Origin of the sequence: Vibrio sp. CK2-1, from assembly GCF_021726515.1 — a bacterium.
In the GTDB taxonomy this organism is placed as follows: domain Bacteria; phylum Pseudomonadota; class Gammaproteobacteria; order Enterobacterales; family Vibrionaceae; genus Vibrio.
The window spans coordinates 285,528-307,461 of the sequence record NZ_JAKKCJ010000004.1 but is presented as its reverse complement, the minus strand read 5'-3'; the positions used below and the strand labels follow the sequence as shown (position 1 = coordinate 307,461).

General features: G+C 41.3%; 21 protein-coding genes. 14 read left to right on the top strand and 7 right to left on the bottom strand.

Annotation, left to right across the window (positions count from 1 at the left end; all coding sequences use genetic code 11):
• Positions 1-67: 67 nt before the first annotated feature.
• The 5 genes from L3V25_RS12495 (at position 68) to L3V25_RS12475 (ending at position 4,430) form a co-directional block, all read left to right on the top strand.
• A complete protein-coding gene (locus tag L3V25_RS12495; protein ID WP_237295749.1) occupies positions 68-2,335 on the top strand; it encodes a zinc/cadmium/mercury/lead-transporting ATPase in 2,268 nt (755 codons plus the stop codon).
• A gap of 72 nt (positions 2,336-2,407) precedes the next feature.
• Entirely contained in the window at positions 2,408-2,716 is a 309-nt protein-coding gene (locus L3V25_RS12490; RefSeq protein WP_237295747.1) for a fructose PTS transporter subunit IIB, read from the top strand.
• Between the two features lie 3 nt (positions 2,717-2,719).
• Positions 2,720-3,523, top strand: coding sequence for a PTS sugar transporter subunit IIA (locus tag L3V25_RS12485; protein WP_237295746.1), 804 nt, complete (start codon positions 2,720-2,722; stop codon positions 3,521-3,523).
• Between the two features lie 140 nt (positions 3,524-3,663).
• Complete coding sequence (locus L3V25_RS12480; protein ID WP_237295744.1) at positions 3,664-3,936, top strand: DUF1778 domain-containing protein; 273 nt, start codon at positions 3,664-3,666, stop codon at positions 3,934-3,936.
• Positions 3,933-4,430 (top strand): GNAT family N-acetyltransferase, encoded by a 498-nt coding sequence (locus tag L3V25_RS12475; protein ID WP_237295742.1) that lies wholly within the window; start codon positions 3,933-3,935, stop codon positions 4,428-4,430. Before L3V25_RS12480 ends, L3V25_RS12475 begins: the two co-directional genes overlap by 4 nt.
• A 97-nt stretch (positions 4,431-4,527) precedes the next feature.
• Here the strand turns inward: L3V25_RS12475 and L3V25_RS12470 are convergent, their stop codons facing one another.
• From L3V25_RS12470 to L3V25_RS12460, 3 genes are all read right to left on the bottom strand, one after another.
• Positions 4,528-4,791, bottom strand: a complete 264-nt coding sequence (locus tag L3V25_RS12470; protein ID WP_237295740.1) for a type II toxin-antitoxin system RelE/ParE family toxin — start codon at positions 4,789-4,791, stop codon at positions 4,528-4,530.
• Positions 4,778-5,011, bottom strand: a complete 234-nt coding sequence (locus tag L3V25_RS12465) for a hypothetical protein (protein ID WP_237295739.1) — start codon at positions 5,009-5,011, stop codon at positions 4,778-4,780. The genes L3V25_RS12470 and L3V25_RS12465 overlap by 14 nt, the downstream gene beginning before the upstream one ends.
• Before the next feature lie 86 nt (positions 5,012-5,097).
• Entirely contained in the window at positions 5,098-5,949 is an 852-nt protein-coding gene (locus L3V25_RS12460; RefSeq protein ID WP_192999664.1) for an AraC family transcriptional regulator, read from the bottom strand.
• A 196-nt stretch (positions 5,950-6,145) separates the two neighbouring features.
• Between L3V25_RS12460 and L3V25_RS12455 the strand changes: the two genes are divergently transcribed.
• From L3V25_RS12455 to L3V25_RS12435, 5 genes are all read left to right on the top strand, one after another.
• Entirely contained in the window at positions 6,146-8,038 is a 1,893-nt protein-coding gene (locus L3V25_RS12455; protein WP_237295736.1) for a fructose-specific PTS transporter subunit EIIC, read from the top strand.
• A 155-nt stretch (positions 8,039-8,193) separates the two neighbouring features.
• On the top strand, positions 8,194-9,381 hold the full coding sequence (gene manA, locus L3V25_RS12450) for a mannose-6-phosphate isomerase, class I (RefSeq protein WP_237295735.1): 1,188 nt from the start codon (positions 8,194-8,196) through the stop codon (positions 9,379-9,381).
• Positions 9,382-9,551: 170 nt separating this feature from the next.
• Positions 9,552-11,048, top strand: coding sequence for a hypothetical protein (locus tag L3V25_RS12445; RefSeq protein WP_237295734.1), 1,497 nt, complete (start codon positions 9,552-9,554; stop codon positions 11,046-11,048).
• Between the two features lie 227 nt (positions 11,049-11,275).
• The gene (locus L3V25_RS12440; protein ID WP_237295975.1) at positions 11,276-12,868 is read left to right on the top strand and encodes an ABC-F family ATPase; all 1,593 of its coding nucleotides are present in this window, start codon (positions 11,276-11,278) and stop codon (positions 12,866-12,868) included.
• 16 nt (positions 12,869-12,884) lie between these two features.
• Entirely contained in the window at positions 12,885-13,247 is a 363-nt protein-coding gene (locus tag L3V25_RS12435) for a hypothetical protein (protein WP_237295732.1), read from the top strand.
• A gap of 122 nt (positions 13,248-13,369) precedes the next feature.
• On the opposite strand, the gene L3V25_RS12430 is transcribed toward L3V25_RS12435, so the two are convergent.
• Both L3V25_RS12430 and L3V25_RS12425 read right to left on the bottom strand, forming a co-directional pair.
• Positions 13,370-14,560: an acetate/propionate family kinase gene (locus tag L3V25_RS12430; protein WP_237295730.1), complete on the bottom strand. Its 1,191-nt coding sequence runs from the start codon at positions 14,558-14,560 to the stop codon at positions 13,370-13,372.
• Positions 14,561-14,811: 251 nt separating this feature from the next.
• Positions 14,812-16,686, bottom strand: coding sequence for a DEAD/DEAH box helicase (locus tag L3V25_RS12425; RefSeq protein WP_192999668.1), 1,875 nt, complete (start codon positions 16,684-16,686; stop codon positions 14,812-14,814).
• Positions 16,687-17,103: 417 nt separating this feature from the next.
• Here L3V25_RS12425 and rnb point away from each other — a divergent pair, with 417 nt between their 5' ends.
• Positions 17,104-19,134 carry an exoribonuclease II gene (rnb, locus tag L3V25_RS12420; RefSeq protein ID WP_237295728.1) on the top strand — a complete coding sequence of 677 codons (2,031 nt, stop codon included), beginning with the start codon at positions 17,104-17,106 and terminating at the stop codon, positions 19,132-19,134.
• A gap of 85 nt (positions 19,135-19,219) precedes the next feature.
• Here rnb and L3V25_RS12415 read toward each other — a convergent pair whose 3' ends face one another.
• Complete coding sequence (locus tag L3V25_RS12415; RefSeq protein ID WP_237295726.1) at positions 19,220-19,585, bottom strand: DUF3024 domain-containing protein; 366 nt, start codon at positions 19,583-19,585, stop codon at positions 19,220-19,222.
• 161 nt (positions 19,586-19,746) lie between these two features.
• Between L3V25_RS12415 and L3V25_RS12410 the strand changes: the two genes are divergently transcribed.
• Positions 19,747-20,565: a phosphate ABC transporter substrate-binding protein gene (locus tag L3V25_RS12410; RefSeq protein WP_237295725.1), complete on the top strand. Its 819-nt coding sequence runs from the start codon at positions 19,747-19,749 to the stop codon at positions 20,563-20,565.
• Positions 20,566-20,641: 76 nt separating this feature from the next.
• On the opposite strand, the gene L3V25_RS12405 is transcribed toward L3V25_RS12410, so the two are convergent.
• Positions 20,642-20,836 carry a YtxH domain-containing protein gene (locus L3V25_RS12405; protein ID WP_237295723.1) on the bottom strand — a complete coding sequence of 65 codons (195 nt, stop codon included), beginning with the start codon at positions 20,834-20,836 and terminating at the stop codon, positions 20,642-20,644.
• 152 nt (positions 20,837-20,988) lie between these two features.
• Between L3V25_RS12405 and L3V25_RS12400 the strand changes: the two genes are divergently transcribed.
• Positions 20,989-21,201 (top strand): hypothetical protein, encoded by a 213-nt coding sequence (locus L3V25_RS12400; RefSeq protein ID WP_237295722.1) that lies wholly within the window; start codon positions 20,989-20,991, stop codon positions 21,199-21,201.
• 112 nt (positions 21,202-21,313) lie between these two features.
• Entirely contained in the window at positions 21,314-21,883 is a 570-nt protein-coding gene (locus L3V25_RS12395) for a PhnA domain-containing protein (protein ID WP_192999675.1), read from the top strand.
• Positions 21,884-21,934 lie beyond the last annotated feature (51 nt).

Here is a 21,934-nt window from a genome sequence, read left to right as displayed (position 1 = left end):
TCAGCCTTGACCTTAGAGTGTAGTCCAAGGTGTATTCTTAGCATAACAGCCTTAATGGAGCTTGGTTATGACGACGAATAATATAAAAACACTTCACTCAATCTCAGCGATACAACCTTTAGTCGAGCAAGATGAAAAATGTTGCTCTTCAAGTCACTGTAGTAGTAATAATAACAAGCAGAAAGCTCCGCAGAACCCTCAAGATAAGTCAACAAATAGTCAGCTTGAATCATGGAAAGTGTTCGGTATGGATTGTCCATCGTGTGCGCAAAAAATCGAAAAAGCGGTCGCGAAAATCCCTGGCGTAGACAGAGTACAAGTACTATTTGCAACAGAAAAGCTACTCGTCAATTTCACCCAGCCTGCAACTACTCAACAAATTGAACAGGCTTGTCAAAATACTGGCTTTACTTTAAACAATTTAAGCTCACCGACATCAGAAAACACCAATAACAAACCGGCGAATATTGTTAAAGACAATCTACAAATTATTAGTATTGCCGCTGCGATGCTGATTGGTGCACTCGCCAAAATATGGTCACCCGAAATTAGCCAGTGGATATTTACATTAACTTGCCTTGTCGGTTTATACCCTATTGGTAAAAAAGCTATTCAGCTGGCTAAATCCGGTACGCCTTTCGCGATTGAGACATTAATGAGTGTTGCCGCTCTCGGCGCGTTATATCTAGGTGAAACCGCAGAAGCGGCGATGGTGCTACTACTCTTTTTAATTGGTGAACGTTTAGAAGCATTTGCGGCATCGAGAGCGCGTAGCGGCGTACAAAGCTTAATGGAATTAGTGCCAGAAAATGCCACTAAAATCGTTAATGATGAAAGAGTTATTGTGGCTGCGGCATCACTCCAACCGGGTGATATTGTCGAAGTATCACCGGGTTCGCGCCTACCCGCTGATGGTCAACTTCAAGATGACTGTGCCAGTTTTGATGAAAGCGCATTAACTGGTGAATCCATTCCAGTTGAACATCAAAAAGGTGACAACGTAATGGCAGGTTCCATTGCGACCGATCGGGTTGTGCGCTTTATGATTACATCGAAACAAGGTGAAAATGCCATCGACCGTATCTTACATTTAATTGAAGATGCTGAGTCACGCAAAGCCCCTTTAGAGCGATTCTTAGATAAATTCAGCCGTTGGTATACCCCGTTAATGATGCTGGTCGCTTTAGCTGTGATCATTACACCACCACTGGTATTTTCTCAACCTTGGGAGACATGGGTCTATCGCGGTTTAGCATTGTTACTGATTGCCTGCCCTTGTGCCCTTGTAATTTCAACCCCTGCGGCGATTACCTCTGGGCTTGCTACTGCCGCTCGTCGTGGCGCGCTAATTAAAGGCGGTGCAGCGTTAGAGCAATTAGGCAAAGTGGAAATCATGGCGTTTGATAAAACCGGTACACTTACTCAAGGGAAACCTGACGTTACCGATATCATCAGCTTAAACGGTACAACAGAAAAAGATCTAATGCGTTATGCCAGTGCGGTTGAAATAGGCTCTAATCACCCACTCGCCACCTCTTTTATTCGTAAAGTAGAAGCTCAAGGTATTGTCATTCCAGAAGCAAGCAATAAACAGGCGCTAGCTGGGGTCGGCGTTCAAGGGGAAGTCGATGGAAAGCTTATTCAAATTATGTCGCCATCTAAAATGAAATTACCTTTAGATGCAGAAACTTTACAGCAAGTTGAACAACTAGAATCACAAGGTAAAACCGTAGTGGTGGTTATTCTAAATAATCAAACTGCGATGGGTATTATTGCTTGGCAAGATACATTAAGAAGCGATTCAAAACAGGCGATTAAAGCGCTACATAAACTTGGTATCCGCTCTATCATGTTAACGGGTGATAATCCGAGAAGTGCCGAGACGATCAGTAGTCAACTATCAATGGAGTACAAAGCCAGCCTACTACCACAAGATAAAGTGACTTTTGTGGAGCAATTAGCGCAGCAATCTCACGTTGCTATGATTGGTGATGGTATCAATGATGCCCCAGCTATGAAGGCAGCAAGTGTCAGCGTGGCAATGGGTGGCGGTACCGATGTGGCATTAGAAACCGCCGATTCAGCTCTTACTCATAATCGCTTAACCGAACTACCTGCGATGATTGAGTTATCTAAAGCAACCCTTGCCAACATTCGTCAAAATGTCACTTTAGCACTAGGGTTAAAAGCGGTCTTTCTTGTCACTAGCCTACTCGGTATTACTGGATTATGGGTTGCCGTATTGGCAGACAGTGGCGCAACCGCCCTAGTGACGTTGAATGCATTGAGATTGTTGAGATTTGAGCCTAAAAACATCGATTTGATAAAAGCTTGAAATAAAACAAGTTGAAAGTTAGTGCCTCAGAAGTATGATGTGCGGATTAACGTTATCGAATAGGAAAAGCTGATGAAGATCGTTGCTGTTACTGCTTGCCCAACTGGAATCGCGCACACTTATATGGCGGCTGAGGCACTGGTTAAATCTGCCGCACAAGCACAAATCAATATTCATGTGGAAACACAAGGTGCGATGGGGATAGATAATAAACTGACATACAAAGACATCAGTTTAGCGCAAGTGGTTTTGATCGCATCAGATATTGAAATAGAACAAGCGGAACGATTTGAACAAACTCAAACCATTCAAGTTTCTATCGAAGATGTGCTCACCAATCCTGATGCGGTCATTCAGCGCTGCATCAGTTGTGCAAAATAACTCATGCAAAATAAGCGTATTACCTTCTACCTAGGTTCAACTGGGCTACCAACCTGGTTGATTAAAGGTATTCATCAACAAGTAAAAGCTTTTGTGGGTAGTGTCACTTTAATTAAAGTGCAATCCCTGCAACAGGTCGATGTCAAAGACTACCTCAGCGCGATGACATTAGCGTTTCACCCTTTCGAACTTTGCCAACTGGTATTAACTGGAGAAGATGCCGAGCAATATCAGTCGCAATTAATCACCTTCTTGCAAACCGATTGCTTTGTGATTGAAACACAAGCTAGCAGCTCTCCTACCTCGTCCAATAACAGCCTATTTCAAATCCAATGCTTTGATATTGAAAAAGAGTTAAACAACTTTACCAAGCTTTATACTGCACTCTATACCGAACAAAAAGACCAATTGATTCAAAAGCAATATTGCTTAAAAAGACTGTCTCAGCTAACCCAAAATCAAGATAGCCAAGCGCTAGAAGAAGCATTAAAAAAACGGGAAGCCTTATCTTCGACAGCGATGAACAATGGTGTTGCCCTGCCTCACCTACTTAATGCTGCAATTGATAAACCACAGCTGATTATATTAACCACCAACACGCCTGTAGATTGGGGAAGCAACTTTCCATCGGTTACTCATATCATAGCTTTAATGATACCTATTGATGCAAGTAAACAGACATTATTAGCGGTGAGGTATTTGGCAATGGCTTTAGTGAATTCCGAAATTAATCAATTTATCTGTCAGCATAAGCACCATTCGGAACTACAAGCCATCATCACTTGTTTTATGAAGTTGGATAAATAGCCCCCTACGTATCTGACAATGAAAAGTATGTTGATTCTTTGGCCGTTCGCATGTGTGCCAAAGTGACACGGCAATTGATTATTGCACACTTTAAGACCATAATATCCATGTGACAGTTTGACACACTAGGAGATAACATTATGGCGACTACCCTACCTCGTATCACCGCTAGAGTTGATGTCGATACACAAGATCTACTTACTAAGGCTGCTGCGATCGCTGGTATGTCTAGTATTAACTCATTTGTTCTAAGCGCTGCAATTGAAAAAGCGAAACAAGTCATCGAACGTGAAGAAGCTTTAAAACTGAGCCAAGCCGATGCTATGTTGCTGATGGACGCTTTAGACCGCCCTGCAACACAGAACTCAAAACTAAAAGCTGCTGCTGGTCGATACGAGAACAAAACTCAATGATGAATACGGTACTTCTAGATAAATCTAAACACAATAGAAACCGATTCAACTGTGGCATCGAAGCTCTCAATAATTACTTGAAAGTAATGGCGAGTCAGCAAGCAAAGAAAGACAACACCAGAACATTTGTTTTAGAAGATGATAAAGACAATGCACATATCATCGGCTTTTATACGCTAACAATGACACCAATTGACTTAAAGGCATTGCCCGGTAAGTTACAAAAGAAACATCAATCATCGACTTCAGGTGGCCTCATTGCTCGTCTTGCTATTGATGAGAGATACAAAGGAAAAGGCTTTGGAGAATGGTTGCTTATTGACGCACTGAGAAAGTTATTAGCGGCTAGTGATAGCGTTGCATTTCCAGTTGTTACCGTTGATGCCAAAGACGGTGCAAAACATTTCTATGAACGTTATGGTTTTAAAGCATTTCAAGATACTGAAAACAAACTCTTTATCACCATTGCAGATGTCAGAGCAAGCTTGGGCTAGTTAGCCGCGAGCATTTAGCAAACTAACGCCTCAATCAGAAGCAAAAATCAGCGCCGTAGGAGAATAACCAAGCGCTTGTATCTTGCTGAATGACTTGTTAGTTGCTTTTATACACCTGTGACCTATGGGCAACTTTTATTACATTAACAACAAGTACATCATCTTTTATTTCATACACTATTCGATATAAGCCTTGGCGAACTCGATAATTTTCCTGCCCTGAAAGTTTAATACAACCTTCACCTCGAGGGTTTATAGCTAATGTATCTATTTTACTTAGGATCTTTTTTATATCGTTTTTAGGTATTACTCGTAAATCTTTAGCCACTGACTTTTTAAAAGTTATTCTATATTTTTCCATGTGACTTCAAATCATTTAATAAATCTTCATATGAAATATCAGGCTCATTGGCTCTTGCTGATACAGCGGCTAAATCCTCTTGATCTTCACGCATTAATAAACGAACAGCTTCATCTATTAACTCAGAAATTGATAAATGAGATGAAGCAGCGCGCATTTTTAGTGCTTGATGTATATCAGGCTCAAAGTAAACGGTAGAACGTTTTGATAGATTGCTCATGATAATGTCTCCATTAATTCGATAAGAACATCATAGCACTATAGCGTTATAATGTCACAACACCTACGCCAAGCTAAATACACAACCTACTCCACATACATGGCGCGAAACTCACTAGGCGTTCTACCGGTTTTATTCTTGAACACTCGAAAGAAGTAGTTCACATCGTTATAACCGCAGCGCAGAGCCACTTCACTTAAACGAAATGAATAACGAGTTAGCATAAATTTGGCACGCTCTAACCGAACCCAGGTAATGTAATCGGCCAAGCGCATGTGTCCCTGCTGACGAAACAATCGTGATAGGTGATTTGGGCTGATATTAAAGCGGTGCGCGATACTATCCCGAGTGATATTGCGGTGGAAGTTTTCTTGAATATAAATACATATCCCTTGATAAAGATCTTCACTACGACTTTGCGATGATAAGTCAGGAGACAACAACATTCCGTGGCAATAAGTCATTAAAGCCATCAATAAATGTCCACCTGTAGGATGCAGATTCTTTTCTTTGGATAAAGTATTTAACGCGCTGAGAATATGATCTATCGCGTGGCCGGTTCGAGTTTGAATACTATGCTTCTGCACATCGAAAAAATTGGCTTCCCCTTTCCTTTTTTCAACTAAACTAAACCCTAGCTGGCGCTTACCAAACAGTAAGCTCAATACGCAGCAATCACTATCCCAGTCGGGCTTATTCCAGCTATTGGGTGGAATATACAAAATATCGCCGGGTAGAACCTTTACTTTGGTGACTCCAAAATCAGGATCTTCAATTTCATTGATGTACTCCCCGGTGATCACAAACTCCATACGGGGAAAGTTTACTTGATAACTGAAAGGCGGTGGCGTGGTGTGATCATTAGCAAACCACACACGGTTAAAGTGCTCACGGTCGGCTAGCACACCTTCCAATACATTGATAAAAGTCTGATTCATGCGGTACAGCAGCCTTGGATTATTTAGTGAGTGTATACGCTATATAACACCACTTAATTTACCAGTGATCGGGATCACAAACAATTTCAGTGGTTACAATAATCCAGTAAATGCCACTTATATGCACTATTCTTTCTTTAGCAAATGACCAACAATTCATATCAACAATACATCAATACTAATAATAGGTACTGCCATGATTACCCAGTTGATTAATGCGAAACTAATCTGCTTAGATCTAAAAGCGACCACCAAGGACGAAGTGTTCAATGAAATGGTGGCAATTTTAGATGCCCAAGGAAAGCTCAGCGATAAAGCTCAATTTTTGAAAGATATTTATGCTCGTGAAGAAATTGGTAACACGGGTTTTGAAGAAGGTGTGGCGATTCCGCATGCAAAAAGTGCAGCGGTAGCAGAGCCTGCGGTAGCCATTGGTATCAGCCGTTCTGGTATTGAATACGGTGCAGAAGATGGTGAAGATTCAAAACTATTCTTCATGATCGCCTCTCCAGATGGTGGTGCTGATCATCACATCGAAGTATTAGCAGAGCTATCATCAAAATTAATCGAAGATGGCTTTATTGAAGCATTCTTCAAAGCCGAATCATCGGAAGCGGCTTTAGCTTTACTACTTGAAAAGAAAGAAGTTGAAAACACGGTTGCCGCGGATAAAGGCTTAATCATTGGTGTTACCGGTTGCCCTGCTGGTATTGCACACACCTACTTAGCTGCTGAAGGTTTGGAAAAAGCCGCCGCTGAAATGGGTTACGAAATTAAAGTCGAAACCAATGGGTCAATTGGTGTTAAAAATGCGCCTACTCAAGAAGAAATCGACCGCGCAGTCGCCATTGTAGTGAGTTGTGATAAGCAAGTTGATATGACTCGCTTTAACGGTAAAAAGCTAATTCAAACTAGCGTAAAAGCGCCTATCAGTAATGGTAAAGGCGTCATTCAACAAGCGCTCGATGCGGCGCCTTATCAAGCCGATGCGAGTAGTAATACTAAAGAAGAAAAATCTGGTGCCAATTCTGGACGCTCAAACCTTTACCGTTACTTAATGAATGGCGTATCACACATGATCCCATTTGTGGTAACTGGTGGTTTGATGATCGCCCTTTCATTAGCAATTGGTGGTGAGCCAACGCCAAATGGCATGCAAATTCCAGATGGTAGTTTGTGGAACCAAGTATTAAATGTCGGTGTGGTTGCCTTTACTTTAATGATCCCAATTCTTGCAGGCTATATTGCTTATGCCATCGGTGATCGTGCCGCACTAGCTCCAGGTTTCATTGGCGGTTGGATTGCTAATAACGGCTCTTTCTATGGCGCAGATGCTGGTACTGGCTTTATTGGTGCCATCATTGCCGGTCTGTTAGTCGGTTACTTTGTTCGCTTTATCGCGCAACGTGAATACCACAAAATGATCGCGCCACTTGTACCTATCATGATTGCTCCAATCTTAGGTACGGTATTTATTGCTTCATTGTTTATCTTTGTCATTGGCGCACCAATCGCTGATCTAATGCAATGGTTAAACGCAGTACTAACAGAAATGAGCACGGGTAACGTCGTTCTACTCGGTATTGTTCTTGGTGGTATGGCTGGGTTCGATATGGGTGGTCCATTCAACAAAGTAGCCTTCCTATTTTCTGTCGGCATGATTGCTAGCGGCCAAACTCAATTCATGGGCGCAATGGCTGTGGCTATTCCAATCGCACCTCTAGGTATGGCACTAGCAACCGTTATTGGTCGTAAGTTTGGTATTTTTGAAGACAGCGAAATCGAAGCAGGTAAAGCCGCTGGTGCAATGGGCTTAGTTGGTATATCTGAAGGTGCAATTCCATTTGCCGCGCAAGATCCACTATCAGTAATTCCAGCAAACGTACTTGGCTCAATGGTTGGCGCAGTAATGGCATTTTCATTCGGCATCACTAACAGCGTAGCTCACGGTGGCCCTGTAGTTGCCCTACTAGGTGCAATGAATAAACCATTCTTAGCGCTTTTCTGTATGGCAACAGGTGCAGTGGTAACCGCCATTGTGTGTGTAGCGTTGAAAAAAATGCGCCAAGCAAAAATAGCAACAGCTTAATCAGAACTTAGTAACTTCTGAACACTTTTAATTCAATGCAGGCTATAATGCCTGCATTGCTTTTTCCAAAAATTTAACTTTTTATACTCAATGTGATTTAAGTTGCCATTTATGCTTTAACTAAAGAATACTGGGTATAGTCGTAAGGGATTATTATGAAAGCTCTTCCTCCATTTTTACTCATGCAGAACGTGATTCAAGATTATGCATGGGGCAGCACATCTTCTATTCAACAATTATTCGATATTCCAAACCCTGAAAACAAGCCACAAGCTGAAATCTGGATGGGTGCACACTCTAATGGATGTTCTCAAGTAGAACTAAACGATAATTTCGTTCGTTTAGATAGTGTCATTGAACAAGACAAAACCGTAATATTAGGCGAACGTACTGAAACGCGTTTTAATGAACTGCCTTACCTATTTAAAGTTTTAGCCGCAGAAAAAGCCCTATCGATTCAAGTTCACCCAAGCAAACAAGCGGCAGAAATTGGTTTTGAAAAAGAAAACCAAGCCGGAATTGATTTAAAAGCGGCGAACCGTAACTACAAAGATCCAAACCATAAACCTGAATTGGTCTACGCCCTAACGCCCTATCAAGCAATGAATGGTTTCCGAGATTTTAAAGACATCATTCGTATGTTTGAAACGGTGAATGCCCCTGCTCTACAGGCACAGGTTTCAGCATTAAAAGCCAATCAAACCGAATCAGGGTTAAGCCAGTTTTTCGAAGCGATTTTGTCCCTAACCGGTGAAGCGAAAGATTCTTCGATTCAGGCTTTAATGGCTCATGCTCAAGAGTACAAAGGCAAGGAACTTGCCGATCTATTAATTGAACTAGAAAAACAGTACCCAGGTGATGTTGGTTTATTTGCCCCACTGATGCTGCATGTGATCACGCTAAAACCAGGTGAAGCAATGTTCCTTGATGCGTGTACTCCACACGCTTACATCAAAGGCACTGGCTTAGAGATCATGGCTAACTCAGACAACGTACTACGTGCAGGCTTAACGCCAAAGTATATGGATGTGCCTGAGCTAATTGCCAATACAATCTGTAAGCCGAAGCCTAGTGATGAAATTCTTCTTGCACCTATTGAAGAAAAAAACACTAAGCACTACCCAATTCCAGTCGATGACTTCAATTTTAGCGTTTATGAGTGTGAAGCTAACTTAACTTGTGACAGCGCGGAAATCATTTTTGCGATTGATGCAGATGTGACACTCACGCATTCAAATGGTTATGTACTTATGCTCACCAAAGGACAATCGGCCTTTATTCCGTGTTCTGCAGGTGAATATAAAGTATTAAGTTCAGGTCACTTTGCCAGAGCCTATAACTGATTCTTGTAATAGAGGGCTCAATTCCATTTCTTAGAAGATTTGGTTGAAAAAACAAACCGTGCCAAACTTCATCTGTGGCACGGTTTTTTGTTCTTATCCGACCACTTATTGCCCACTTGGATAATAAAACAATGATGGTAAGATTCGGCTTCCAAAAAATAGGATTCCCCATGCTAAAAAAATTATTACTGGCTACAACCGTTTGTATCGCCCTTTCAGCTTGTAACGATTCTTCAAGTAGCTCGAATACTGAGCCATCTGATCCACTTGAAACATTAAGTTTCAAGGAACTTTCTAATGTATCGAGTATTGCTCGTGTTGAAACGTCAAGTGAAGATGGTAGTCACTTAATTGGTTTTGATGCGAATGGCGCACCAATTGGGGATATTTCCAATATGGGTGTTGAAGACTTCACTCCAACTTCAGATGGTGGTTTTGTTGTTGAGGTTAGTGAAAATCATAAGGCCATCTATAAATACACTCAGGGACTCGCTCCTATTGATTCCGACTCTGACGATACATCTGCTCTCAAAAAATTAATCGCAGCAGTGACTGGTGACAAGCCTGTTGTAGACGTGACTCAAACCTTCAGACGTCCAGTTTGGTATTATGTGGCGTCTAACGGTGACTATTACTTAATTACAAATAACAAAGAGTTGCCTGATTTCGTTGGTGAAAATTCAAAAGGATTGCTCGTTTTTTCTAACGGGGATGCATTTAATACTGTCAAACTTAAGACTGGTCATTTTTATAACAATTTAAAACTTAACAAAGATTCTATCATTGAAGCGATTTCACAACTATCTGATGAAAACTCGGATGAAACCATCGCAGAAGTAATGAAAAATCTGGTGCAAAATAAAACGATTGAGAAAACTAAAAGCGTGACCGAAATGAGCTCCGATAGTTTATTGTCAAGTAGTGAAACATTAGGGAATGTATTAATAGAAAGCACCAAAGGGAAAACGGCACATTTCTCTGGTGATATATGTGATGATTTAAAGCCGAGCTATCGCACTGTATGTAACACCGTTGTTATACCTACAATTAACGATGGCGTTGTTTCTGGTATTATAGGGTTAAGTAATAGAATAGAAGATATCCAAGGTGATGTAACTCAAATCTTACCAATACCAGATTCAGATCTGACATTACTTAATAATGGTTTATTAAATGATGATGCTAGCCTAGACGAAAGCTTCATTAATGGCTGGGATGGCGAATCAGCGCAAGACATTACCCAATCTTATGTGTTGAGTTCAAGTTTTACAGGGCAAACTGCTTGCCAAGACTCCAATAAACAATGTTTATACTCTGCAATCAAAACTGAAATTGGTTCGATTGGTAATAAAACAGACACCATTGAAAGTAATTTCGTCATAGATGCTAACACTGGCTTCGAAACAGACAGCCAGGCAGGCAAAATCGAAGGCGGTCAACAAAACTACCTTTGGGTAAACGATAGCTACATTGTGATTAAAGAGGCAACTCAAATATTCATCATAGATAGAGCCGATAACAATAAACTATTGGACCCTGTTCTTGCTGGTACTGAGATTGATACGATTAATCTAACCGATGATAACAAGCTGTACATTACCGATACGATGAGTAACGACATCTCAAATGGCGAAAAACTACACGCTCTAAAAGCATTAATTAAGTAGTTTCTCGCTCTATCATATTAAGATCACACTAAGCGTTTACCTTTCCCAAGGTAGGCGCTTTTTTTATGTCATCATCTTTAGTGAATAAGAGAGAAAATTCAAAATTTGACGGGTATCACATAAGCTTTTAATCGTCTATAATGCGCGCTAATTCATCATCACTGACCGACTGATTATTTCATGCGTCAGTGATTAAAATGTAAAGATTAAACCTGAGGAATGCCGTTATCTTAAGCACAGCGAACATCACCATGCAATTTGGTGCTAAACCCCTATTCGAAAACATCTCTGTTAAATTTGGTGACGGTAACCGTTACGGCCTGATTGGTGCGAACGGCTGTGGTAAATCAACCTTCATGAAAATCTTAAGTGGTGAGCTTGAGCCTAGCTCTGGTAACGTGAGTGTTGATCCTAACGAACGCGTGGCAAAATTGAATCAGGATCAGTTTGCTTACGAAGAGTTTACGGTTATCGATACGGTTATCATGGGCCATAAAGAACTTTGGGAAATCAAAGTTGAACGTGACCGCATCTACTCTTTAGCAGAAATGAGCGAAGAAGATGGCATGAAAGTAGCCGATCTTGAAACCCAATTTGCGGAAATGGATGGTTATACCGCAGAAGCTCGCGCAGGTGATTTACTGCTATCAGTAGGTATTCCAACCGAACAGCACTGGGGCCCAATGAGCGAAATCGCTCCGGGTTGGAAACTACGTGTTCTTTTGGCGCAGGTATTATTTGCCGATCCAAATATCATGCTACTTGATGAACCTACCAACAACTTGGATATGGACACTATTCGCTGGTTGGAAGATACACTAAACCAACGTAACTGCACCATGATCATCATCTCGCATGACCGTCACTTCCTAAATGAAGTATGTACGCACATGGCAGATATCGACTACGGTGAACTACGTGTCTACCCTGGCAACTACGATGATTACATGTTCGCAGCGACTCAAGCTCGTGAGCGTTTATTATCGGATAACGCGAAGAAGAAAGCACAAATTGCTGAACTACAAACCTTCGTATCTCGTTTCTCGGCGAACGCATCAAAAGCGAAGCAAGCCACTTCTCGTGCTAAGCAAATTGATAAAATTCAGCTAGAAGAAGTGAAAGCCTCTAGTCGTCAAAACCCATTTATTCGTTTCGAGCAATCAAAAGAATTGTTCCGTAACGCATTAGAAGTGGAAAACTTATCACAAGGTTTTGAAACCACACTCTACTCTGACTTCAACGCAATTTTTGAAGTCGGTGAACGTGTTGCGATTATCGGTGAAAACGGCGTGGGTAAAACTACCCTACTAAATACGCTAGCCGGAGCTTTAGAGCCTAAGACTGGTAGCTACAAATGGTCTGAAAACTCAAACATTGGTTACTACGCTCAAGATCATGCTCATGAATTTTCAGAAGATCTAAAAGTGTTTGATTGGATGGCTCAATGGCGTCAAGAAGGTGACGATGAACAAGTGGTTCGCAGTTTCCTAGGTCGTATGCTATTTGGCCAAGACGACATCAAGAAACGCGTTCAAGTGCTTTCTGGTGGTGAACAAGGTCGTATGCTGCTTGGTAAATTAATGATGCATAAGCCAAACATGTTGTTGATGGATGAACCAACCAACCACATGGATATGGAATCAATTGAATCATTAAACTTAGCGCTTGAGAACTACAAAGGCACCCTATTCTTCGTATCGCACGATCGCCAGTTCGTATCATCGCTAGCGACTCGTATCCTTGAGATTCGTGATGGTCAAATCCATGACTTCCGCGGTACTTACGATGAGCTATTAAAAGCGCGCGCGGCTACTGCATAATTAACGAGATAGAAAGATGAAATTAAAAGTTCTGATCCCATTTATTTTACTCGCAACGTCAACCGCTCATGCTGGTTTGATTAAGCCTGATTGTGATGCATCTAAAGCGGCTAAAAATGCTGCGTTAGAAAAAACAGTTGGTGTTAGTGGTCGTTGTGACGCTGAGAAAACAGCCGAGCAAGCCAAAGACGAAGCAGTAGATAATGCAAAAGATAAAGTAGATGACGCGAAATCTAATGTTTCAGGTAAAGTCGATCAAAAGAAAGACAATCTCGCTGACACTAAAGATAAAGTTTCAGATAAAAAATCGAATCTTTCTGACGATGTTGAAAAATTAAAAGATGAACCAGTTAAAACTGTCGTTGAACAGAAGAACTGATTAAATTTTTTCGTTTTCTAAGCAATAGATACACAAAAGCGAGCCTCACAGCTCGCTTTTTTATTGGCTCAATCTTGGAATATTAAGGCTGCTAATCTTTCAAGATCAACAACCTCAGATCATTACTTCATTAAAGCAACAGATTCTTGAGCAATCACAAACTCTTCATTAGTTGGGATAACCATAGCAACTGGAGAGTCTTCAGTAGTAATAATACCCTCTTCACCAAAGCGTGCATCAGCATCCGCTTGAGCATTTTCTTTGTAACCGAAGATCTTAAGGTAACTAAGAATTTCACTACGAATTGGTAGTGAGTTTTCACCGATACCGCCAGTAAAGATAATACCGTCTAGGTTATCTAATGCCACCATGTAAGAACCGATGTATTTAGCAACGCGGTAAGTAAACACTTGGAATGCCAGTTTAGCCCCTTCATGCCCTTCTTCCATTGCTTCTAAAACGCCACGAGCATCAGAAGTTAAGCCGGATACACCTAGGAAACCAGATTTTTTGTTTAGCGTATCGAATACTTTTTCTGCAGACCAACCTTTGTTGATCAAGAACTCGATGATACCTGGATCTAAATCACCACAACGTGTACCCATCATTAGGCCAGCAAGTGGTGTGAAGCCCATACTAGTATCAACACTCTTGCCGTCTTTAATTGCACAAACCGAAGCACCATTACCTAAGTGAACAGAGATAAAGCTACACTCATCAACCGGCTTGTTGATCATCTTAGCGGCTTCACGACTTACAAAGTAGTGACTTGTACCGTGGAAGCCATAACGACGGATCGCATACTCATCGTATAGTTTCTTATCAATCGCGCCTGTGTAGGCTTTTGGTGGCATGGTTTGATGGAAAGCGGTGTCGAATACAGCGAATTGAGGAAGAGATGGGAAAGCTTCTAGAGCGGCTTTAATACCAATGACATTGGCTGGAGCATGAAGTGGAGCAAGTTCTTTTACTGATTCGATATCTTTTAATACTTGTTGGTCAATCTGAACCGTTTTAGTGAACTTCTCACCACCATGAACAATACGGTGACCAATCGCAATAACATCATTGGTCAGGTTGTATTCATTAACAATATCGACCAATTTTTTAATTGCTAGTTGATGGTGATTTTCTTCACCTACAATGGAAACTTCTTGTTTATTCCCTTGATACTTCCAACTCATTCTTGAGTCTTCTAACCCGAAACATTCACCTAAGCCGGTTAAAGCGGCCTCACCTGTTTGAGAATCAATGACAGCGAATTTTAATGAAGAACTGCCCGAGTTGATTACTAATACGTATTTGTTTGACATGAGTTTCTCTTTTGTGCGGTCTGTAGATATCTACACTATATTATAGTTTGCGTGTAAGTTTCATTACATTATTCAATATTTTTTTAATCTTTCAACTTTATTTTGGTAGTTTCAGCAATGGGAAATGATTTGCTTGATCTAAAACAAGGGATGATTTCTTTTAGTAATTAAATTAAATGTCAGACATAAAAAAGCCGAGATAACAAATGCTATCTCGGCTTTAGTATTTTTAGCTTAAAGAGTTATCAAGCTTAACCTTCACGGTTACCGCGTGGTGCTGGCTTACCAGCTGGTTTCGGGCCACGGTTACGATCGAAACGACGCTCACCATTACCAGAACCACCTTCACGACGACCACGATGACCTTCACCACCACGACCACGGAAACCGCCACCATCACGACCGCCGTCACGACGAGGACCACCAGAACGCGGGCCACGTGATTCACGGAAGTCATCAAAGTCACACACTACTGCGCCAACTTCTTTCTGACGAATACGTAATTTCTTAAGTTTACCAGCCACCTCTGAAGTCATTGCTTTAGGAAGCTGAACAAACGTATGACCTTGAGCAAGTTTGATTGCACCGATTGAATGCTTAGTTAAGCCAAGTTCGTTAGCAAGTGCGCCTACGATATCTTTCACTTGAACACCGCTGTCACGGCCAACTTGTAATTGGTAAGTATCCCAATCTTGCTTAGTGCCGCCGAATGAACGACCACCGTCACGACCACCTGCATCACGTGGGTTTTCACGACGCTCTTTACGACGCTTGTTATCACGCTCAATTGCTTCAATCATTGGATCTGGGCCAGTGTAGAATAATGGGCGCTTACCTTGCTGACGTTGAAGAAGAATTGCTGCAAGTGTTGCTGCATCCACTTCTAAAGACGCTTGAAGTTTTTCAATTAACTCTGCAAAGTTTGCAATTGAGTTATTTGTTTTTTCAGCTTCTAGCTCAGCACTTAGCTTAACTAGACGAGCTTCAGCTACTTTATCGCGGTTAGGAAGTTGGATTTCTTCCATGCTTGATTTAGTCACACGCTCAATAGTGCGAAGCATACGAATTTGGTTTGTACGAACCAACAATACTGCTTTACCAGTACGTCCAGCACGGCCAGTACGACCAATACGGTGGATGTATGATTCAGTATCGAATGGGATATCGTAGTTGAATACGTGAGTAATACGTGGAACATCAAGACCACGAGCAACAACGTCTGTTGCCACTAGGATATCAATTACGCCACGCTTGATGTTATCAACAGTACGTTCACGTTGTGCTTGAGGAATATCACCGTGCAATGCTGCAGACTTAAAGCCGCGAGCAGATAACCAATCAGATAGACGCTCAGTATCTTGACGAGTACGAACGAATACGATTGAAGCATCAGTATCTTCAGTTTCAAGTAGACGAGTCATTGCTTCGTCTTTTTCTACGCCCTTCACTACCCAGTATTGCTGCTCAACTTTAGCAACAGTACGGTTTTCACCAGCAACGTCAACACGAGCTGGGTTACGTAGGAAACGATCAACAATGGTTTTAACCATCGGAGGCATAGTTGCAGAGAATAGTACACGTTGTGCTGTTTCTGGTGCTTGTTCCATGATCCAAGTTACATCATCAACAAAGCCCATTTTTAGCATTTCATCGGCTTCATCAAGAACGAAAGTTTTCACTTCATCAAGATGTAGAGTGCGACGATTGATTAAATCTTTAACACGACCAGGAGTACCAACAACAATGTGTGAGCCATTTTTAAGCGCACGCATTTGATCAACGATAGAAGCACCACCGTAGATTTCGATTACTTTTAAACCTTTAATTTTTTGGCCAAGCGTTTTGATTTCTGCTGCTACTTGAATCGCAAGCTCACGAGTGGGTGCCATAACGATGGCTTGTGGCTTGTGTTGACCTAGATCGATTTTATTTAGAACTGGTAAAGAGAACGCGGCTGTTTTACCAGTACCGGTTTGTGCTTTACCTAGTGCATCTTTACCTTCTAAAAGGAAAGGAATAGATGCAGCTTGAATTGGAGTTGGGGTTTCAAAGCCCATAGAGTTAAGTGCAGATAGAAGGTTTTCGTTTAGATCAAGATCGACGAATTTGATTTGATTTTCTGACATGGGGTTCCTACTTATTTAAGGAAAATTTCGGTCCCATTAAGCTCTACTACCTCTAATACCTACCCTAACATCTAGTATCCATACATATCATGGACTAGGTAGAAAACGCCTTAAGCTGTTTCGGGACATCATTAAGGGAGGCGCATTCTGCCTGATAAACACAAAAAAAGCTAGGAAAAATTGAATTTCATCACATTTTTGTTCTAATCAGGCCAAATTCTATAAAAAACTCTCCCATCTCTTTAATTTTAGACGTCTAGCCGTCACCAAGGTTACATTTTTATTATTCAACACAAACCGCAACAACTTTAAAGCTGCATTTTATCTTTGTTTAAAGTAATACAGTGGTAATCCATTGGTGCAATCATTATAGTGTCACCAGAATAAATCCCCTAAAAAACTCATAAAGAATTTTCTATGTTTTCAGACAATCCGTTACTCGCTCAACTTAAACAACAAATGAAAGAAAACCTGCCTAAAAAAGAAGGTACGGTAAAAGCGACCGATAAAGCATTCGGTTTTTTAGAAGTGGATAGCAAGACGAGCTATTTCATCCCACCCGCTTCTATGAAGAAATGTATTCATGGTGACAAGGTTATCGCGATTATTCGTACTGAAAACGATAAAGAAAGTGCAGAACCAGATGAATTGGTTGAAGCTTCTCTTACCCGTTTTATTGCTCGCATTAAGTTGTTCAAAGGCCGCTTAAATGTCGTGCCAGATCATCCGCAACTAAAAAAAATCTCTTTAAAAGCGAAAGCGCGCAAAGGAGTGAACCCTGAAACATTGAAAGATGGTGACTGGGTTGTTGCACACCTTGTTGACCACCCTCTTGATAAAAATTCTAACAAAGATAACTTTTTCGTTGAAATCTCAGAAAAAATTACCGATGCCGATGATAAAATTGCGCCTTGGTGGGTAACACTGGCACAAAACGATTTACCGAATTGTGAACCACAAGGTTTAGAAGAAGGCCAAGAGTGGCAATTAAAAGACGATGAAGCTTTAGAGCGCATTGATCTGACAAGTACTCCATTCGTAACGATTGATGGCGCATCAACCAAAGATATGGATGATGCCCTTTATGCAGAGCAATTAGAAAACGGTGATTTCAAACTGACGATTGCGATTGCTGATCCTACCGCCTACATCACACCGGATTCAGATATGGATGCGGTAGCAAGAAAGCGCGGCTTCACTATCTACCTTCCAGGTCGCAATATTCCAATGCTACCTCGTGATCTAGCCGATGATTTATGTTCATTGAAGCAAGATGAACTGCGTGCCGCTCTATGCTGTAGCGTAACCGTAGGCAAAGATGGCGTAATTGGTAATGATATCCAATTCTTCGCAGCGAACATCAAATCGCATGCTCGCCTTGTTTATGACCACGTTTCTGATTGGTTAGAAACCGGCGCTTGCGATGAATGGCAGCCAAATGAAACTATCACCAACGTAGTCTCTACTCTGCATAAGTTTGCACAAGCGCGCAGTGAATGGCGTCAAAACAATGCGGTGGTATTCCCAGATCGTCCAGACTACCGCTTTGAACTGAGTGAAGATAACGATGTAATTGCGATTCATGCAGACATGCGTCGTACTGCGAACAAGTTAGTTGAAGAATCCATGATCACCGCGAATATCTGTGCTGGTACAGTGCTGAAAGAAAAATTCGAATCCGGTATTTTCAACACTCACGCAGGCTTTAAAGAAGATAAAGTAAAAGACGTGCTTTCACTGATTAATCCAGAAGGTGAATTGCCATTTACTGAAGAAAGCATTGTAACATTAGAAGGTTTCAGCGCCCTACGCCGTTGGTTAACCGCGCAAAATGAGAAATACCTAGACAACCGTATTCGTAAATTCCAAGCCTACAGTGAAATTAATCATAAACCCGAGCAACACTTTGCAATGGGATTAGATATTTACGCTACTTGGACGTCACCAATTCGTAAGTACGGCGACATGATCAACCACCGCATGTTGAAAGCGCTCATTTTAGATAAAGCGCCAGTGCAAACGCCAGATGAAACTGTCGGTGCGGAGTTATCACTTTGCCGTCGTTATCATGGCATGGCAGAACGTAATGTCTCGGATTGGTTATACGCGCGCACGTTAATCAATGAACCAGAAAAAGGTACTAAATACCAAGCTGAAATTTTTGATATTAATCGTGCTGGAGCCCGTGCTCGTTTACTCGAAAATGGCGCTGCGGTCTTTATACCTTGCTCTAAAATCATCGATAATAAAGAGCGAATTTCAGCATCGCGTGATTTAGGCACTATCGAAATTGACGGTAACCTTGAGTTTAAACTTGGCGATGTGATTGAAGTTAGCCTGTTAAGCGTTAGCATCGATAACCGTAATATCTTAGCGGTACCCACTCAGAAATTTGCACCACTGCCAGAGTCCGTTGAACCGACTCAAGACGAAGCTGCTTCTGAATAATTTGATGCGCTAATCGAAAAACTAAAGGCTACCCATTTGTTATGCGGTAGCCTTTTTCTTGCTTTATATACTTTATTAAAACGCCCTACCGCCAGATACATTCTTCCGCATCTTTTTCAATAACCGATAATAAGATCATCGGATTAGCATGAGCAAAATGAACCGGATGTGGCAACCATTCAGGCTCGGCCAACGAAGCATCTTCAGCGCTATTAATATACAACTCCCACATTTCATGGTTTTCATCGTAATCTAACTTAGCAACTTCAATAGTGTGGCTGCAATGCAGTGAATCAACCGAAAAGACCGCATTAGAAAAAATCAAAACTTTAGTGGCTTCATCACTATCAAAACAAGCTTTCCCTTGACCAACAGGCACACTGCCATTTCGATAATGACAGAGTTGTTCGCAGCGCTTAAGTAATCGACGCCAATCTAATTCATTGATCATAGTAGACCTCCACTATGAGTATAAATCACTCATCAGAATTTCACGTTATTTTTACCCTTAATTAAATAGTGAGTATTGGAATATTTCAGTCACAAAACTGTCACACAAACGACATAGAATGACTGCAAGTTTTACTGCCGTTAATCATATTGGAGAACTACATGTTTCGAGCTTTACTGGCTACCCTTTTATCTTCAGTACTCTTTGTTTCCGCTGTTCAGGCCAAACAAATTGTTGTCTCTGGTTCTACGTCCGTTACACGAGTTATGGATGTACTAGCCGAAAAATATAACCAAGCCCACCCGGAAGATTACATTGCCGTTCAAGGTGTCGATTCGACGGCTGGGATTGTGCTTGCTGAAAAAGGCGTGGCAGATTTTGGTATGAGTTCTCGCTACCTAACAGAAGCAGAAGCGAACGAACAAGTTGCTATTGTACCAATTGCCCATGATGGCATTGCGGTTGCCACCAACATTCAAAACCCAGTTCAAAGCCTAACGCGCGATCAACTGGCTAAAATTTACCTAGGTGAAATAAAAAACTGGAAAGAAGTGGGCGGCGCAGATCAAGCGATTGCGGTTGTCACTCGTGAAGCATCATCAGGTTCTCGTTATAGCTTTGAAACACAACTAGGTTTAACCAAAGTCATCAATGGACAAAGTGTTTCTAACATTAATGCTAAAAGTTTAGTTGTAAACAGCAACGGTATGATGAAAACGCTGATTAACAATAACCCACAAGCCATCGGGTTTGTTTCAATGGGGTCAATTGATCGTTCGATTAAAGCAGTAGAATTAGAAGGTATTAAACCGACGCAAGAAAACATTGCCAACGGTAAATACAAGTTAGCTCGCCCTTTCTTGATCATATATAAAAAGGATCACCTAGAAGAGCGTGCAGAGAAGTTTTTAGACTACGTGCTATCAAAAGAAGGGCAGCAACTTATCGAAAGCTACGGTTATTCCGCCGTTAAGCGTTAATTGATTTCCAACAAAAAATAGCCCGCAATCAATGCGGGCTATTTTTTTGTTCAACAGATTGCTAAAACTATCTGCGTTATTCAGCTAATTCACTAACGGTATCTGATAAAGAATCCGTACCGTTTTGAACACTATCTGCAGCATCTTCAATATGGTCATAAAGATTTTCCATATCGCGCATATTCAGCATATCTAAAATTTCATCTTGGTAATTAATGCCGATACCAACACCAACGCCAATCAATACAATCCAAAAAATTAACTTACTCATATTACCCTTTCTCATTCCAATGGAATATTTGGCGCCAATTTTACACAAATTAAACAATCCGTCCATAATTGTTGATATAACTCTTATTAGTCGGTCGCTTTGGCTACATTTCCCGACACTCTCAAATAATATCGATTTTAAGGATGGACCCTATGCAAACTCCAATGTCACATCAAACGCAGATCTCGCAAGATTCTTCATCTGAACAGCTGGATAATATTATCGAACGCATGGTAGAAATGAACCCAAAACAGCTCGCCAAAGTTCAACAATTCCTAGATGAAATGGAAGCCGTTCACGATTTTTCCTCTCCAGTATTAACTGAACAAGAGAAACTGACCTTAGCTAAAATGTTTCAGGTGTAAATTAACCTAAACGTCATAAAATGGCCTAAAATAGACATTCCCCTTTAAATTCTATGGATAACATGGATAATAGCGGCTCAAAATTAAACCCTGACCAAATTAGGTAAACACTATGTCTACAGAAGCTACGCTACTTGAACGTTGCGAATCGAAATGTGAGCTTTGCTCTTCAACTTCTTCATTAGCGCCTTTGGCTGTTGCGCCGCAAACTCAAATCACAGTCGATTACGCAGCAATGCTTTGTGATACTTGCCGCGCACAAGTTGAGTCACCAGAAGACATGGATGTAAACCACTGGCGTTGCCTTAACGACAGCATGTGGAGCCAAGTACCACAAGTACAAGTTCTAGCATGGCGTCAACTGACCCACCTTTCTCGTAAAGGCGAAACCTGGGCAAATGAGCTTTTAGATATGATGTACATGGAAGATGAGGTCAAGAACTGGGCCGAAACTGGCATGGACGAAGATGAAGAAAAACCTCGTGACGTAAACGGTGTAGAGCTTAAAAAAGGCGACGACGTGACCATCATTAAAGATCTCCCAATCAAAGGTTCTTCTCAAGTAATCAAACAAGGTACTGTCGTACGCGGTATCAGCTTATCAGATGACCCTAAATTAGTATCTGGTAAAGCCAACGGCCAATCAATGTACATCATTGCTGAGTACTGCCGTAAGAAGTAATTACTACCAATATTACTGAATCAATAAAATGCCGCTTCATTTGAAGCGGCA

Coding starts and splice junctions, on each gene's coding strand:
- L3V25_RS12495 (WP_237295749.1), top strand. CDS start 68: ATGACGACGAATAATATAAAAACACTTCACTCAATCTCAGCGATACAA.
- L3V25_RS12490 (WP_237295747.1), top strand. CDS start 2,408: ATGAAGATCGTTGCTGTTACTGCTTGCCCAACTGGAATCGCGCACACT.
- L3V25_RS12485 (WP_237295746.1), top strand. CDS start 2,720: ATGCAAAATAAGCGTATTACCTTCTACCTAGGTTCAACTGGGCTACCA.
- L3V25_RS12480 (WP_237295744.1), top strand. CDS start 3,664: ATGGCGACTACCCTACCTCGTATCACCGCTAGAGTTGATGTCGATACA.
- L3V25_RS12475 (WP_237295742.1), top strand. CDS start 3,933: ATGATGAATACGGTACTTCTAGATAAATCTAAACACAATAGAAACCGA.
- L3V25_RS12470 (WP_237295740.1), bottom strand. CDS start 4,791: ATGGAAAAATATAGAATAACTTTTAAAAAGTCAGTGGCTAAAGATTTA.
- L3V25_RS12465 (WP_237295739.1), bottom strand. CDS start 5,011: ATGAGCAATCTATCAAAACGTTCTACCGTTTACTTTGAGCCTGATATA.
- L3V25_RS12460 (WP_192999664.1), bottom strand. CDS start 5,949: ATGAATCAGACTTTTATCAATGTATTGGAAGGTGTGCTAGCCGACCGT.
- L3V25_RS12455 (WP_237295736.1), top strand. CDS start 6,146: ATGATTACCCAGTTGATTAATGCGAAACTAATCTGCTTAGATCTAAAA.
- manA (WP_237295735.1), top strand. CDS start 8,194: ATGAAAGCTCTTCCTCCATTTTTACTCATGCAGAACGTGATTCAAGAT.
- L3V25_RS12445 (WP_237295734.1), top strand. CDS start 9,552: ATGCTAAAAAAATTATTACTGGCTACAACCGTTTGTATCGCCCTTTCA.
- L3V25_RS12435 (WP_237295732.1), top strand. CDS start 12,885: ATGAAATTAAAAGTTCTGATCCCATTTATTTTACTCGCAACGTCAACC.
- L3V25_RS12430 (WP_237295730.1), bottom strand. CDS start 14,560: ATGTCAAACAAATACGTATTAGTAATCAACTCGGGCAGTTCTTCATTA.
- L3V25_RS12425 (WP_192999668.1), bottom strand. CDS start 16,686: ATGTCAGAAAATCAAATCAAATTCGTCGATCTTGATCTAAACGAAAAC.
- rnb (WP_237295728.1), top strand. CDS start 17,104: ATGTTTTCAGACAATCCGTTACTCGCTCAACTTAAACAACAAATGAAA.
- L3V25_RS12415 (WP_237295726.1), bottom strand. CDS start 19,585: ATGATCAATGAATTAGATTGGCGTCGATTACTTAAGCGCTGCGAACAA.
- L3V25_RS12410 (WP_237295725.1), top strand. CDS start 19,747: ATGTTTCGAGCTTTACTGGCTACCCTTTTATCTTCAGTACTCTTTGTT.
- L3V25_RS12405 (WP_237295723.1), bottom strand. CDS start 20,836: ATGAGTAAGTTAATTTTTTGGATTGTATTGATTGGCGTTGGTGTTGGT.
- L3V25_RS12400 (WP_237295722.1), top strand. CDS start 20,989: ATGCAAACTCCAATGTCACATCAAACGCAGATCTCGCAAGATTCTTCA.
- L3V25_RS12395 (WP_192999675.1), top strand. CDS start 21,314: ATGTCTACAGAAGCTACGCTACTTGAACGTTGCGAATCGAAATGTGAG.